The following is a 15219-nucleotide window of genomic DNA, read 5'->3' as shown; positions in this document are numbered from 1 at the left end:
TCATTTTCATGAATAAAGCTTTTCAGCGTAAAAGCTTTAGGCTCGGCATCCTGATACTGCTGCCGTTACTGCTGGTGTGTGGTACGTGGCTTGTGCAAGCCGACACCGAGAGCTGGACGGACCATGCCGACACGGCCTGGTATGACAACTATGCGAACTACACGACGTTCACGATTGATTCTCCGGAGAAGCTGGCGGGGGTCGCCAAGCTCGTGAATGACGGGACGACAGATTTTCAGGGAAAAATTTTGGAGGTCGACCGGGACTTGAGCCTGGCGGCTTATGCCTGGGCGCCGATCGGTACCCAGAGCCGCCCTTTTCGCGGCGTGCTGATTGCCCGGAGCGGAGGGCCGTTCGCGCTTTCCGGCATAACGATCAATAACACGTACAGCTATGCAGGCTTTATCGGCCACATGGAAAATGCGACCGTAGGCGGCTTCTCGCTGTCGGGGACAATCACGATCAACTCGGCGGACGAAGCGTACACGGGAGGCATTGTCGGCCGTATGACGAGCAGTGGCGGCCGCAACAGCTACATCTACGATGTCACGACAGCGGTCAGTCTGAATCTGACCGTGACCCGCGGCACGTATGCCGGTTATGCGGGCGGCATTGCCGGGGCGGCAAGCGGAATCATCTCCAATGCCACCAACAACGGTTCGGTTACCGTTACCGGCATCACGTACCAGGCGGGCGCGGGCGGGATTATGGGGCTGGTCGAAGGGGGACTGACGTTGAAGACGGCAGCCAATACGGCCGCGATTTCCTCTAGCGCCACCGGAGCTGCCGCAGCGGGCGGAATCGTCGGCCAGGCCGGTTCCAGCCTGAGCATGGCGGAGGGCCATACGGCGATTACGAACAGCGGAAGTGTCACCGCTGACGGGACAAGCGCCTATAGCGGCGGCGTGATGGGACGGCTGGCTGCAACGGCCGTAGTTACGTTCTCGGATCAGACCGCGAACTCCGGTCAGGTGCGGGTCAACGCTCCGAATGCGACCGAGTCGTATGCCGGCTCGCTGGCCGGCTTGATTGACAAGGAGCTTGTACTTGATTTTAACTACGTGAACTCCGGCCTGGTTGTTCATCAGGCGAAGGATAACATGTATACCGGCGGTCTGGTTGGCCGCGTCAAGGGCAATCTGACCTTGAACCGCAATTTCACGAACACGGTCGCTATTGAAGCGACTGCGGCAGGTACGGAGACTACCTATACAGGCTCGATTGCCGGTTATGTGGACGGCAGCGTATCCGCTGCAGCTGGCTTCCAGCTCAAAAATCAAGGGAAGCTGACGGTAGCGGGCAGCGCCTCCCCGATGTATACCGGAGGTCTCTTTGGAGCCTCGGGCGGGCAGTTGGCCTTCAACAGCACGCAGGCCGGAGCGTACGCGAACAACGGCGACCTCGTGGTAACAGGCAAGTCGGACGTCTATACGGGCGGTATTGTCGCCTACGGAGCTTACACGAAGGCAGCCAATAACGTGTCCAGCACAGGGAATGTGACGGTTACGGGCGACAAGGCGCTGTATACCGGCGGTTACATCGGCAAGGCCGCGGCTGCCGGAGCGGGGATCTCTTTTGCAGGCGAATCGTACGGCAAGACAATTACCGTAACAGGCGCAGCGGCGCAGCATACAGACGTTGCCTCCGGCGTGTATACCGGCGGTATTGTCGGGCTTCACGAGCAGGCCGCCAGCCTGGACAACGTTGCCTTTACCGGGACATTGGCCGTTGATGGCGGAGAATACACGTATACCGGCGGGATCGTCGGTTACCAGGGAGCCGGGACAATTTCCAACGCGAAGGCTGGAAACAGCGCCGCAAGTCCGGCGTCCGTCACTTCGACAGGAGCCGCAGGCGGAATCGCCGGTTATGCGGCCGGGAGCATCCAGACCTCCACGCCTGCCTATATCGGCATCCGCGCGCAAGGGCAAGACGGGCTTGCAGGCCGAGTGGGCGGCGTCGTCGGGGAAGCGGCGCTGACCGCCGTTCTCGGAAGCGAAGCCTCGCCGATTGTGGTCAAGCATGTAAGTGTGATAGCTGCCGGAGACAAAACGAGTCTCGGGGGAGCGGCAGGTGAAAATCATTCGAGCCGGGTGTATATGGCGATGCCTCTGACCGAGGCTGCGGAGCTGACGCTGCAATCGAGCGGGGATGACGCCCGCATCGGCGGCGTGTTCGGCAGAAACAGCGCGGCGCTGACTGCCGCCAATGTACCGCAAATGGATGAAATCAAGCTTGTCGCCACCGGGGCCGAAACCATGGCAGGCGGGATGATCGGAGAAAACGCCGGGACGCTTGACGGCCTTGCGATCCGCAATCCGGACATTTCCGCTGAAGGACCGCGCAGTGTCGCTGGCTTGCTTGTCGGCCGCAGCACCGGCGCGATCCGGGATGTGAAGGTGATCAACGCAGGGGAGCGCAACCCGAAGCTTGCGATCAGCGGCCGGCAATCGGTAGCCGGAGGCATCGTCGGGATTCTGGAGAATGCGGCTCTGACCGGAAACGGGCAGGACGCGGCGCTTGCTGATCTGCAGCTCACTGCTTCGGGCGAAAGCAGCCTCGCGGGAGGCATTGCCGGTCAAAGCATCCGCTCAGCGCTGGAAGCAACCATCAGCGACAAGCCTGTCCTGACGGTCAGCGGCGCAAGCTCCACGGTCGGAGGTCTCGTCGGGGAAGCGACGGGAGCGGGTGGAACGATCAAGAGCAGCCGCGTGCTGCAGCCGCTTATCACTGTCACCGGCGCCAATTCGCGCGCAGGCGGGTTGGTCGGTTATACCGAAGCGGAGCTGACGGGTTCCTCCGTCACTGCTCCAGAGGGAGAGTATGCGATCCTCAAGATCAGCGGGGCGGGCTCGCTTGTCGGCGGCTTCGCAGGCAAGACGACAAACGCTGTGATCAGCGGGAACGCGCAGGATACTAATCTTGAGCAGGTGCTGATTCACGTGCTTGAAACGGCAAGCGGCACGACGGCGGGCGGGATTATCGGCTGGAATGAAACGACCCCGGTCCGCAGCCTGGTGGCCGCAGGCGTGAAGCTGACCGACAGCGCGCCGCAGTCCACGGCAGGCGGACTGGCGGGCTACCATAAAGGGTCGGCGACCGCGATTGTTGCGGATAACTACATGGCGGACATGCATATCGCAGCAGGCGCGTCCTCCGGCCAATCCACGCTTGGCGGACTGATCGGTCTGAACGATACCCGGGACGGCGGGATGGACAACGGCGATCCGAAGACGACAGCGGGCTCCCTGCAGAACAACCGGAGCATCGGCAGCTTGACGGTGAGCGCAGCGGATTCCAAGGTCGGCGGTCTTGTGGGAGAAAATCGTTCGATAATCGCCAATACGAGCATTTCCGACGGCTTCCGGGTCATCGCCCAGGGCAGTCAAAACAAGGTCGGCGGCTTGATCGGATTGAATGCCAAAACCGTCTACTATTCATTCTCGAATGCGTCCCTGACCGCGGGCGGCAGCTTGACGGCAGCAGGCGGACTTGTCGGCGAAAATACCGGACTTGTTTCCTCCTCCTATATGAATCAGGACCTGGTAGCCGACGTTAGCGGCACTCAGGCGGGCGACGGCTATCTGGGAGGATTAATCGGTAAAAACAGCGGCGCGGTGGAACGGTCGTACACCTCGTCGGCCGTTACGGTCCGCGGCGACTACGCAAGCGTCGGCGGTCTGATCGGCTGGCAGGCGGGCGGCAGCATCGCGAGCAGCTATGCAGCCAAGCCGGTGCTGGCCGAGGGCGCCAACTCCTTCGCCGGCGGCTTCATCGGCCGAATTACCGGCGGTACGGCCAAGGACAGCTATTCGGCCGGACAAGTTTCGGCACAAAACGGAGCTTATGCCGGCGCCTTCGCCGGCCGGTACGACTCGGCCAGCAAGGAGCTGCTGGAAAACAGCTACTATTTGAAGGATGAACAGCTGGGGATCAACAGTGGTCTGCTGGATTTTGCGGGCGGCACGTATTATGAGCTGAAGCTGTATATGCGTCTGTCGCCTGTGCTGTCAGCCAGTCTGGCAGACCGGGAGACGTTCACCGCGTTATCCCGCTGGGATTTCAGCAGCCAAAACAAAATATGGAAATACGGCTCGCCGAATGCGGAGTATCGCTACCCCGAGCTGGTGCTGGAAGCGGGCGGCGGAGGTGTGCCTGCGCAGCCGGAAGTGAATGTGAATTTGAGCTGGTATACGCAAAACAAGGAGGCTCCGCGTTTCTACATCAGCACAGAGGCTGAGCTGGCTGGATTGGCTGCGATCGTCAACGGCACGGTGACAGGACTTCCGCGGTTTGATTTTGCCGGCAAGGTAGTGGAGGTAACCGCTCCGATCCGGATTCAGTCTGCCCAGTGGACGCCGATCGGGAGCAGCGAGCAGGTTGCGTTTCAGGGAAGCTTTGACGGGAAAAGCCAGCTGATCAGCGGCTTGCGGGTGGACAAGCCTGAGTTTTCCGGCTTATTCGGAGTTGTGGGCAGCAGCGCGGTCATCAGCTATGTCAAGCTGGAGCCGGTTGCGGTGACCGGGAACGGCCGGGTTGGCGCGCTGGCGGCGTTGAACAAGGGGCGTATCGCGGATGTCGACGTGGCTGTGCTGGCCGGGGGACAAGTATCCGGCGGCACGGCGACTGGCGGTGTAGCGGGCGAAAGCCGAGGCGTGATTGAGCAGGTAGCCGTTGCGGTGGACGCATCCGGCGCGATCGGCTCCAGCGCGAGCGGGGCCGCGGTGGGCGGCGTCGTCGGCCATGCTCCGTCAGGCAGCCTGACGGCCGCCGCCATGACGCTGCGCGGCGGAACGATCAACGGCTCCGGCTCGGGCAGCAGCGCCGGAGGAGTTGTGGGCAGCTCCGGCGCAGACCATAAGCTGAGCGGCATACGTCTGACGACGGCGCACGAAGGCGTCGCCAATCCGGTTGATCTGACCGGCCGCGGCGATGTTGGGGGCGTTGTCGGCTTGAAGACGGGCAAGGCGGTCGCCGGCTGGGATATGTCGGACGTGACGGTTGAAAAGGCAGTCATTTCGGCGGAAGCCGGGGGCGTCGGCGCTGTGGGCGGCCTTGTCGGCCGTCTGGAGCAGGCGGCGCTGCTGAACGGCGCGTTCACCGGCACGATCAGGCTGAGCGCTGATGGAGCAGCGGTAGGCGGCATCGTCGGCAAAAGCCTGGATTCGATCATTTACAAATCGACGGCAACCCCGGAGCTGACGCTGTCCACCGCATCGGGCGAAAGCTACGCGGGCGCAATCGCGGGGATCGTCGAGACGACAGCGGACACGGCGTTTGATTTCGGCAACGCACTGCCTTTATATCGAGGCATTACATTATCCAAGGTTGAAGGCGGTGCGGTCCGGATCGTCGGGACAGGCCGCTTGGCGGAAGTATCGGCGGGCGGCATCGTCGGCGTGAACCGTTCCTCCTCGCTGTACAGCGTAAGTGCTGCAACGACGGTGGAGGCTGCAGGCGTCAAGACGGCGAATGTCGGCGGAATTGCAGGCTGGAACCAGGGGGACATCATCAGCGGAAGCTCCACCTCGGCGCTGAGCGCCTCTGATTCAAGCATCTACCAGGCGGGAGGCGTCGCCGGGCTGTCAACAAGCGGCCGGATCGCTTATACCGAGGCCCAGGCGGGCAGCAAGCTGACCCTTGGCAGCGCGGTCGCGAATGCGGGCGTCACGCCGGCTACGCATGCGGGAGGCTTTGTTGGCCGGGCAGTCGATACATGGATTCGCCAGGCATCGGCTGATGCAAGCTTGCAGGTCGCGTGTGACAATCCGTACAATACGGTGTACGCAGGCGGTTTCGCCGGGCTGCTGGAATCGTCGGGACCGGATGGCGGCCTGATCGAGCGCGCTTACGCGCAAGGCTCCGTAACCGTAGCCGGCAAGGCAGGCGCGTATGCCGGGGGCTTTGCGGGAGATATCGGCCGCTATACGATTCGTGAAGCGGCGGCGATGACGACGGTGTCGGGCACGGCGTTTGATGCCAGAAGCGGGGGCTTCGCGGGCGTCCTGGATCAGGGCGCGGTTGTTGAGAAAGCTTACGCAGCTCCGGCCAGCGTGGAGGCGGTCGGCGCACATGGCGCGACGCGGGCTTATGCCGGCGGCTTTGCCGGGTATAACAATGGCAGCTTGACCGAAGTGTATGCGGCTGCGGGCAGCACGGCTTCGCGGGCGAACGGCTCGAATTCGTATGTCGGCGCGTTCATCGGCTACAATTTCCGTGATGGTCAAGTCAACCGCTCCTACTATGCGGGAGATATCGGCATCGGACACGGAACGGCGGCGCCGGGCTTGGCTCAGGCTGATCTGACCGTGCAGGCGGCGCTTGGCGGTTTTGATTTCACGACAGACCAGGCGAGCTGGGCCTACCTGGAGGGCGGCAATGGCGGCAAGCCGGTGCTGCGGCAGGTGTCGAGCTGGACGTTTGCGCCGGATCTGTCGTTTATGCGGGAGGCGAAGTCGCTTCAGGAGATCGTGATTTCCAGCGAACGACAGCTTGGGGCTATCGTGACGTTGGTCAATGATGCCGACTTGAGCTTCTACCGGTTATTTCATAAAAACGCAACCGAGCTGCCTGTGATCACAAAGCTGACGCTCGGTCAAAATTTGACGCTGTCCGGCGCGCTCTGGAACCCGTTTAACGTCTTCAAGGGAACGTGGGACGGCGCAGGGAACACGATCACCGGCCTCAGCTACACAAGCGCGGGCTTTGATCATTATGGCTTTACCCGAACCAACCAGGGCACAATTCGCAAAACGGTGTTTGCGGAGGCGCGCATTGCAGCCGGATCACATGTTGGGATTGTGGCAGGCACGAATGCCGAGCAGGGCGTCCTTTCGGATATAACGGTCAGCGGCAAGGTGACTGGCAGCGGCGATGAGGTGGGCGGCGCGGCAGGAACAAACATCGGCGTCCTTAGCCATATATCGACAGGAAAGCTGGACGTACACGGCCGCAACCAGGTCGGCGGGATCGTCGGCAAGACGACGGCTGTGCTTAACGGCATTACGCTGCAAGGAGCAACGGAGGTCGTGGCGTCGGGTGATTTTGCCGGAGCTGTCGCCGGGTCGGCAACGCAGCTGTCGGGCATCCGTGCAGGCGATATTTCGGTTACGGCGGCGCAGCACGCGGGGGGAATCACGGGTAAGGCCGAAGCGGTGTCGGACATCGCAGCTGGCAACATCACGGTTACCGCAGCACAGCACGCCGGAGGAATCGCAGGCGAGGCGTCCGGGTTGTCGGACGTTGTAGCTGCTAACGTGACGGTCAAGGGCGAAAGCGCGCTTGGCGGCATGGCCGGAGCGGTAACAGGTCCGATCAGCGGCATTCGCGCGACGCAGGTTTCGGTGGAAGCGACCAATGGAACAGCGGCAGGCATTGTGCCTGAAACGGCTTTTGCAATCAGCGATGTGGAGCTTGGCGCAGTGAAGGTGAAGGGCTCGTCCTACATCGGCGGAATTGTCGGCAAGACGACGGCTGAGCTTAACGGCATTACGTTGAAAGGAACAACGGAGGTCGTGGCAACAGGTGACTTTGCCGGAGCGGTCGCCGGGTCGGCGAGGCAACTGTCGGGTATCCGAACAGGCGATATTTCGGTTACCGCAGCGCAGCACGCGGGAGGAATCGCAGGCGAGGCGTCCGGGTTGTCGGACGTTGTAGCTGCTAACGTGACGGTCAAGGGCGAAAGCGCGCTTGGCGGCATGGCCGGAGCGGTAACAGGTCCGATCAGCGGCATTCGCGCGACGCAGGTTTCGGTGGAAGCGACCAATGGAACAGCGGCAGGCATTGTGCCTGAAACGGCTTTTGCAATCAGCGATGTGGAGCTTGGCGCAGTGAAGGTGAAGGGCTCGTCCTACATCGGCGGAATTGTCGGCAAGACGACGGCTGAGCTTAACGGCATTACGTTGAAAGGAACAACGGAGGTCGTGGCAACAGGTGACTTTGCCGGAGCGGTCGCCGGGTCGGCGAGGCAACTGTCGGGTATCCGAACAGGCGATATTTCGGTTACCGCAGCGCAGCACGCGGGGGGAATCGCAGGCGAGGCGTCCGGGTTGTCGGACGTTGTAGCTGCTAACGTGACGGTCAAGGGCGAAAGCGCGCTTGGCGGCATGGCGGGAGCGGTAACAGGTCCGGTCAGCGGCATTCGCGCGGCGCAGGTGTCGGTGGAAGCGACGGGCGGAGCAGCGGCAGGCATCGTGCCGGAAACGGCTTTTGCGGTCAGCGATGTGGAGCTTGGCGAAGTGAAAGTGAAAGGCTCGTCCTACATCGGCGGGATCGTCGGTAAGACGACGGCCGAGCTTAACGGCATTACGCTGAAAGGCACAACGGAGATCGTGGCAGCAGGTGACTTTGCCGGAGCGGTCGCCGGATCGGCGAAGCAGCTGTCGGGCATTCGGACAGGCGATATCACTGTCACCGCAGCGCAGCAAGCCGGGGGAATTGCGGGCAAGGCCGAAGCGGTGTCGGATGTCCGCACAGGCAACATCACGGTCACCGGGACGCAACAAGCCGGGGGAATCGCGGGCAACGCCGAAGCGGTATCGGACATCGCAGCTGGCAACATCACGGTCACCGCCTCGCAAATCGCCGGAGGAATCGCGGGCGAGGCGTCCGGGCTGTCGGACATCGTAGCTGCTAACGTGACGGTCAAGGGCGAAAGTGCGCTCGGCGGCATGGCCGGAGCGGTAACAGGCCCGGTCAGCGGCATTCGCGCGGAGATGGTTTCGGTGGAAGCGACAGGCGGAGCCGCGGCAGGCATCGTGCCGGAAACGGCTTTTGCGGTCAGCGATGTGGAGCTTGGCGAAGTGAAGGTGAAAGGCTCGTCCTACATCGGCGGAATCGTCGGCAAGACGACGGCGACGATCAACAACGTTGCCGTGCAAGGGGAGCTGGTCATTCAGGATGGCGTGGCCGGCGGTATTGCCGGGCGAAATGAAGGCAGCATCGAGCAGGCGCGCTTCAAGGGCAAGATTTCCGGCGCAGGACTTGCCGTAGGGGGCGTAGCCGGGCAAAATGCGGCCCGGATTAAAGTGTCTTACGCAACAGGAACGATTAGCAGCGAGCGTGACGGCGCCGAGCTGAATATTGGCGGCATCACGGGCTGGAATGGCCCGGCGGCTGCGATTGAACAAAGCTTTTCCGCAGCTGCGATTCATGCCACGGCTGATACCGTGAATGCGGGCGGCGTTGCCGGGGAAAATGAAGGGAGCCTGCATGGCGTCTTGAACGCAGGCAATGTGTATATTACAGGCCAAAGCTTGACGCGGGCAGGCGGCATTGCCGGATATGCGCGATCGGGCCGTATTGACAACGTCCTGAGCTACGGACAGGTGGAAGGCAGCATTAACGGAACGATGGTTCACAAGAAAACCTTTTATGGAGGCATAGCCGGGCAGGCGGCGGACAGCGCGTCGATTGAACAGGCGTTCAGTGACCGGCAAATGCTCAAGGAACGTGTTGCGTACATGGACGGCAACGGTACAATCGTCAGATCCACGCCAGGGAAGGCCGTAAACCTGAGCACCGGCGAGCTGGTCAAAGGCACGCTGGTTGAAGGGCTGGACAGTGCGATCTGGCAAGCCTCTGCGGGTTATTATCCTCGCTTGCGCGCCTTCGACGGCGTAGATGCGGCGAAGGCGGCCGCAGCGGCGGTTGTGCTCGGCGCGAAGGATACCGCTTATCGGGTAACCGCCGACTATACGTTGACCGATGGCCCGTCGCTTGTGTGGAGCACGGTCAAGGAGGAGGGGCAGGTGCGGCTGACGGCTTCCCTCGGCCAGGAAAGCCGGACCATTACCGTAAATAAGCAAGCGCTGCTGTATGCAGAGACAGCCGGGAAGCCAACGGGTCTGGCTACGGGTACCTTTAAGGACGAGATCAAGCTTACGCTGGTCACGGACGAGCCGGCCGGAATGATTTATTACACCTTGGACGGCAGCGAGCCTGCCGAGGATTCGCCGGTCTATGCCGGACCGATCGTGTTGAAGGAAACGGCGACGGTCAAAGCGATGGCGATGGCCGATGGCAAAAATGACAGCGGCATTGTCCAGGCGGTTTATACGAAGGAAAAGCCGGCCAGCGGCGGTGGAGGCGGCGGCTTTGGCGGAGCGCTTCCTCAAGCCACTCCGGCGGCAAACATTTTGGTGAATGGCCAGCCGCAATCGGCAGGTCAGGAAACGTCCGTCTCCAAGGATGGACGCACGCATACGGTGATGACCGTTCAGGAAGACAAGCTGAAAAAGCTGCTGCAGGAGCAAGGCGACAAGCCGGAAGTGGCGATTGTTTTCACGAAGCCGTCTGATCTCTGGACGGTGGAGCTGAGCGCCGAGCTGCTGCGGGAGCTGGCGAGCCGGGAGGCTGCGCTCAAGCTGGATAACGGCCAAGCCGCTTCATACCGAATTCCGGCCGCGGAGCTGGCTAATCATGCGGCTCTGCGCCAGTCAGGCAAGCCGTCAGCGCTCGTACGCATCGAAATTGCGGCGCCGGATGAGGCGCAAGCCAAGCGGCTTGAGCAGGCGGCAGCCCGTCAGGGATACGTGTTCGCTGCTCAGCCGACGGTGTTCAAGGCGACTTACACCGTGGGGGATACGGTAGGCGAACTGGACCGATTTGACAGTTATGCGGAGCGGACCCTCGTCCTTTCCGGTGCTGCGGGAGGGGCCGGGGAGCTGGCAGCGGTGCGGATTTTGGCTGACGGAACGATCAGCCCTGTACCGGCCAAGCTCAGCCGCTCCGGCGGCCAGCAAGTGGCCGTGATTAAAAGCATGGCAAGCAACGGCGTGTTTGCGCTTGTGAACACGGCAGCTCCTGCTTTCCGCGATACGGAGCGTCACTGGGCGCAGGAGGCGATTCGCGAGCTGGGCTCCCGCCTGATGATCAGCGGCACAGGGGAAGGCTCGTTTGAGCCTGACCGCAGCATTACACGGGCGGAGTTTGCCTCCATCGCAGTGAAGGCATTGGGCTTGAGTCTGGAGGATGCCGGGGCAGATATGGCTGACAGCACGTTCTCCGATGTGCAGGCTGCCGACTGGTATGCTCCTTCGATCCGGACCGCGTATGCGTACGGGCTGATCTCGGGCTATGACGACGGCCGCTTCGGTGCGCGGGATTCGATCAGCCGGGAGCAGGCGACGACGATCATCGCCAGAGCGATGCAGCTAGCCGGCATGCAGGTGCAGGTGGCGGACAGCGAGATCGAAGCGCTGCTGCGGAGCTTCGCCGACGCGGGCCGGATTGCAGGCTACGCGCAAGCCGGCATTGCCGCAAGCGTCAAAGCGGGCCTCGTATCGGGGAAAAGCGAGGGAGCCTTCTCGCCGGCCGATCCGATGACCCGGGCGGAAGTCGCTACAATTGTGCGGAAGCTGCTGCAGCAAGCCGCGCTTATTCAGTAAGCGCGAGGTGCTGCCCGCAACGGGCAGCGGCTCCGCTGGCTGAGACAATGTGCGTGTGCATGAGCAAGCGTGCTGACGCCAGCAGGCGCGGCGGCGCTGCGCTCAAAGCCAATTGGCTGTTTGGCAGCTCCAGCTCTGCTTCATGCTTCAGCCTAAACAATGCAAGGGCCTCCGTTTCCACGCGACTGCGACTGTGGAAACGGAGGCCCTTTTTCTCTGATGCTGGCGATTGGAGCCGAGGCAGCTCTTCCGCCTTGGTTCCGTTTTTGATATGGTAAGGGTGATGGATAAGCGCTATGCGGGCAACCTGACTCCAGATCAAGCGGCACGGTTGGCTTGCGAATACGTTCAAACCGGGAGAGGGCGAGCAAGGATGAGCAATTGGCGGGCTACATTGAATTCTTTAAAGTTTAAGCTCACCGTAGGACTGGTCGTTACGATCCTTCCGCTGATCGTGGTGTTGATCGTGGTAAACCAATATTCCGCCGATGTGGTGCGCAAGCAGGTGGCCCAGTCCAATAAAAATTTGCTCAGCTTGTACCTGGGGCAAATCGACCGCAGCCTCCAGGAGGTTGATAATTACTTGATCAATATGAGCCAGACCAATATGGACTTGCTCGAAATCGACCGGCTGCAAACCATGGATCCAAACAGCTATACGAAAGCGAAGCTGCGTTTGTTCAACACGATCAATAATGACCTCAGCTATTATTCGGGTCTTGATATGCTGTTTATTTATTCGGAGAAAAATGACGATCTGCTCGTGTCCCAGCGGCTGGATAAGGGGTATGACGTCCGGGATATGATTGCGACGGAAATCAAGCAGATCGTTCAGGACGATCAATTCAAAATGGATGTGAACCGCTGGTCGACGCGGCAGGTGAACGGGGATTACTATGCTTATCATATCATCAAGTCCGGACAAGTGTATGTAGGGGCATGGATGGATGCAGACAAGCTGATCGTCCCGCTGCAGCTCATTAATTTGGGGCCGTCGGGCATGTCGCTGCTTGCAACCGACCGGATGGAGCCGATGAGCCATCAGGACATTTTGCTTAACAATGGCATCCAGCTGACGGCGGGCGGCGAGCCGTATGCCTTGACGGGCGGGAAAGCCCGCTATCTGGTTATGGCTGAGCATTCGCGGAAGGGCGAGTTTTATTTATTTGCCTTAATTCCGGAGAAAACGGTGCTGGAGCAGCTTCCCGACCTGCAGCGCATCGCCTCCGGGATTTCGTTTGCGGCGCTGCTGCTGCTTGTGGTGTTCATCATTTTCATGCGCAAGGTGTTCTTGCTTCCGATCTACCGGATCATTAAGGCAATGCGCAAGCTCGGCGACGGCAAATGGAATTCGCAAATTGATCAATATCCGACCTCCACCGAATTTGAGCTGATGAACCGGACCTACAATCAGATGATTACCGAAATTGAGCATCTCAAAATTCACGTCTACGAGGAGGAGCTGAACCGCCAGCGTGCCGAGCTGAAGCATTTGCAGCTGCAGATCAATCCGCATTTTTTCCTGAATGCGCTTAATATTATTTACAACCTGGCTACGGTGAAGGACTACCGCCTGATTCAAGAGATGACCCGCTGCCTCGTCGCTTATTTCCGCTTTATGTTCCGCAGCAGCTCGTATCTCGTGACGCTCAAGGACGAGCTGCAGCATACGAAAAATTATTTGCGCATTCAAGAGCTGCGCTTCCCCGGCATCATGTCGTACGCGGTCGCGGCGCCGGAGGAGGCGCTAGCCTGCAAGCTGCCTCCGCTTGTTATCCAGACCTTTGTAGAAAATGTAATCAAGCATACGGTGGACATGGACCGGAGCATGCATATTGAGGTACGGGTCGAGCTGGAGCAGGAGGAGCAGGGCGAGCGTCTGGTTATTCGCATCGAGGATACGGGGGACGGGTTTCCGGAGCCGATTCTGCGACAGCTGCAGGAGCAGGGGAATCTGACGACAGATGAAGGCGAGCATATCGGGATCTGGAATGTACGCAGAAGGCTGCAGCTTTTGTTTGCGCAGCAGGCTTCGCTTGCCTTCTACAACAAAACGGACGGCGGCGCCGGAGTTTGCATCCGTATGCCGGTTTTTGATGACAACGAGGAGGGACGGCAGGATGGTTCAGCTGTTGATCGTAGATGATGAGGTTCACGCGGTGCGCGGCCTGCAGGCCGGCGTCGATTGGAAGAAGGTGCAGGTACAGGAGCTGTTTACCGCTCACAGCATGAAGCAGGCGCAGGAGGTGTTCGCCGAGCAGCGCATTGATCTGATGATTTGCGATATCGAGATGCCTCAAGGCTCCGGCATGGAGCTGCTGGGTTGGGTGCGCGAGCATTCTCCCCAGACAGAGACGGTGTTTCTGACGTGTCATTCCGACTTCGATTATGCAAAGCGGGCGATCAAGCTGGGCAGCTTTGATTATTTGCTCAAGCCTGTGGATTATGAGGAGCTGGAGGAGGTGCTGAAGCGGGCGATTGCGAAGATCAGAAAGGATCGGGAGCTGCTTTCGTTTGAGGAAACGTACAAGCACTACTACCGGCTATGGGAAGCGCATAAGCCGCTGATGAAGGAACGGTTCTGGCAAAGCCTGCTGCAGCAAACGATCCCGGCGATCGAGGAGAAAATCCAGGAGCAGCTGGCCGCGCACCATTTGCAGCATTTGGCATCAAGCCGGTTCACGCCCGTATTGATCCGGCTTGTACGATGGTACAAGCCGTTGAATCAGCGCGACCGGCAGATTATGACGTATGCGCTGCGCAAAGCGGCGGAGGAGCAAATCGGCCGGGATGATCCCGATGCAGCGGTCGTCTTGCTCAAGCCGCATATGCTGGTTGCGCTCATCCCTGACGGAACCGGGGCGTCTGCAGACGCTTTGCAGGCTGATGGCGAGGCGTATATTCGCTCCTGCAACGCTTATTTTTCCTGCGATGTGGTCTGTTACCAGGGGAAGCCGGTGGAGATCGCGCAAATCACGTCGATGATCGGCGAGCTGGTCCGGCGGGACGAGAACAATGTGAGCTGCATCAACGAGGTCGTCTCCTTCCGCCAGGATGACGAGCAGGAGGAGCGGCACATCGACCTGCCGTCGGCCGACGTTTGGACAGAGTGGATGAAGCAGGGGGCCAGGGAGCGGCTGCGACAGGAGGTCAGGACGTATTTTCAATCGCTGAGGGACCTCAAGGACGGGGTACGCGCGCCGTTCCTGCATACCTTTTACCAGGGCTTTCTGCAATGGGTGTTTTTCGTGCTGCAATCGAAGGGCCTGCAAGTAAGCAACGTATTCGCCGACAATCTGCTGACGGAGAAGCCGGAGGAAGCGCTCCGGTCCGTATCGGCGCTGGAGGAATGGGTACAATATATTATTGAAGTGGCGCTGAACCACATGCATGCGACGGAAAACAATATGTCGATCGTCGATAAGGTCAAGCGATTCGTCACCAGCCATATTTCGGAGCCGGGACTGTCCAGGGAGGACATAGCGGGTCATGTTTATTTGAATCCCGATTATTTAACGCGTGTGTTCAAGAAGGAGACCGGGATGTCGATTTCCGACTATTTGCAGCAGCAGCGGATTGAGTATGCGAAGGAGCTGCTCGCTTCAACGGAGGTGTCTGTCAGCGAGGTCGGGCTGTCGTCCGGGTATTCGAATTTGTCTTATTTCTCCACCATTTTCAAGAAATGTACCGGTCTGAGTCCTGCGGAATACCGGAAGCAGCTCGGAAAAACGTAGAGCCAGCGAAGCAGAAGCCACTTTCAGCGGATGGAAGTGGTTTTTTTGTGATCGCAAGACGAGGCATGTCGGAATATCGAAAGTGAGAAGTCGGATTC

Annotated in this window: 3 protein-coding genes; all 3 read left to right on the top strand. The window is 60.2% G+C overall.

The features are described from left to right. Positions 1–8 precede the first annotated feature (8 nt). The 3 genes from AC6ROY_RS07525 to AC6ROY_RS07515 all read left to right on the top strand — a co-directional run bounded on the left by AC6ROY_RS07525 (position 9) and on the right by AC6ROY_RS07515 (position 15121). Positions 9–11387, top strand: coding sequence for an S-layer homology domain-containing protein (locus tag AC6ROY_RS07525; protein ID WP_500099578.1), 11379 nt, complete (start codon positions 9–11; stop codon positions 11385–11387). 373 nt (positions 11388–11760) lie between these two features. Beyond that, on the top strand, positions 11761–13533 hold the full coding sequence (locus AC6ROY_RS07520) for a sensor histidine kinase (RefSeq protein WP_500099576.1): 1773 nt from the start codon (positions 11761–11763) through the stop codon (positions 13531–13533). Beyond that, a complete protein-coding gene (locus tag AC6ROY_RS07515; RefSeq protein WP_500099575.1) occupies positions 13508–15121 on the top strand; it encodes a response regulator in 1614 nt (537 codons plus the stop codon). The genes AC6ROY_RS07520 and AC6ROY_RS07515 overlap by 26 nt, the downstream gene beginning before the upstream one ends. Positions 15122–15219 lie beyond the last annotated feature (98 nt).

The organism is Paenibacillus sp. sg306046, from assembly GCF_059821225.1.
Note: the sequence above shows the minus strand (reverse complement) of the source record. Positions and strands in the feature narration are given on the sequence as shown.

Bases quoted from the DNA above. Each gene is read 5' to 3' on its own strand.
- AC6ROY_RS07525 (WP_500099578.1), top strand. From the start codon at position 9: ATGAATAAAGCTTTTCAGCGTAAAAGCTTTAGGCTCGGCATCCTGATA.
- AC6ROY_RS07520 (WP_500099576.1), top strand. From the start codon at position 11,761: ATGAGCAATTGGCGGGCTACATTGAATTCTTTAAAGTTTAAGCTCACC.
- AC6ROY_RS07515 (WP_500099575.1), top strand. From the start codon at position 13,508: ATGGTTCAGCTGTTGATCGTAGATGATGAGGTTCACGCGGTGCGCGGC.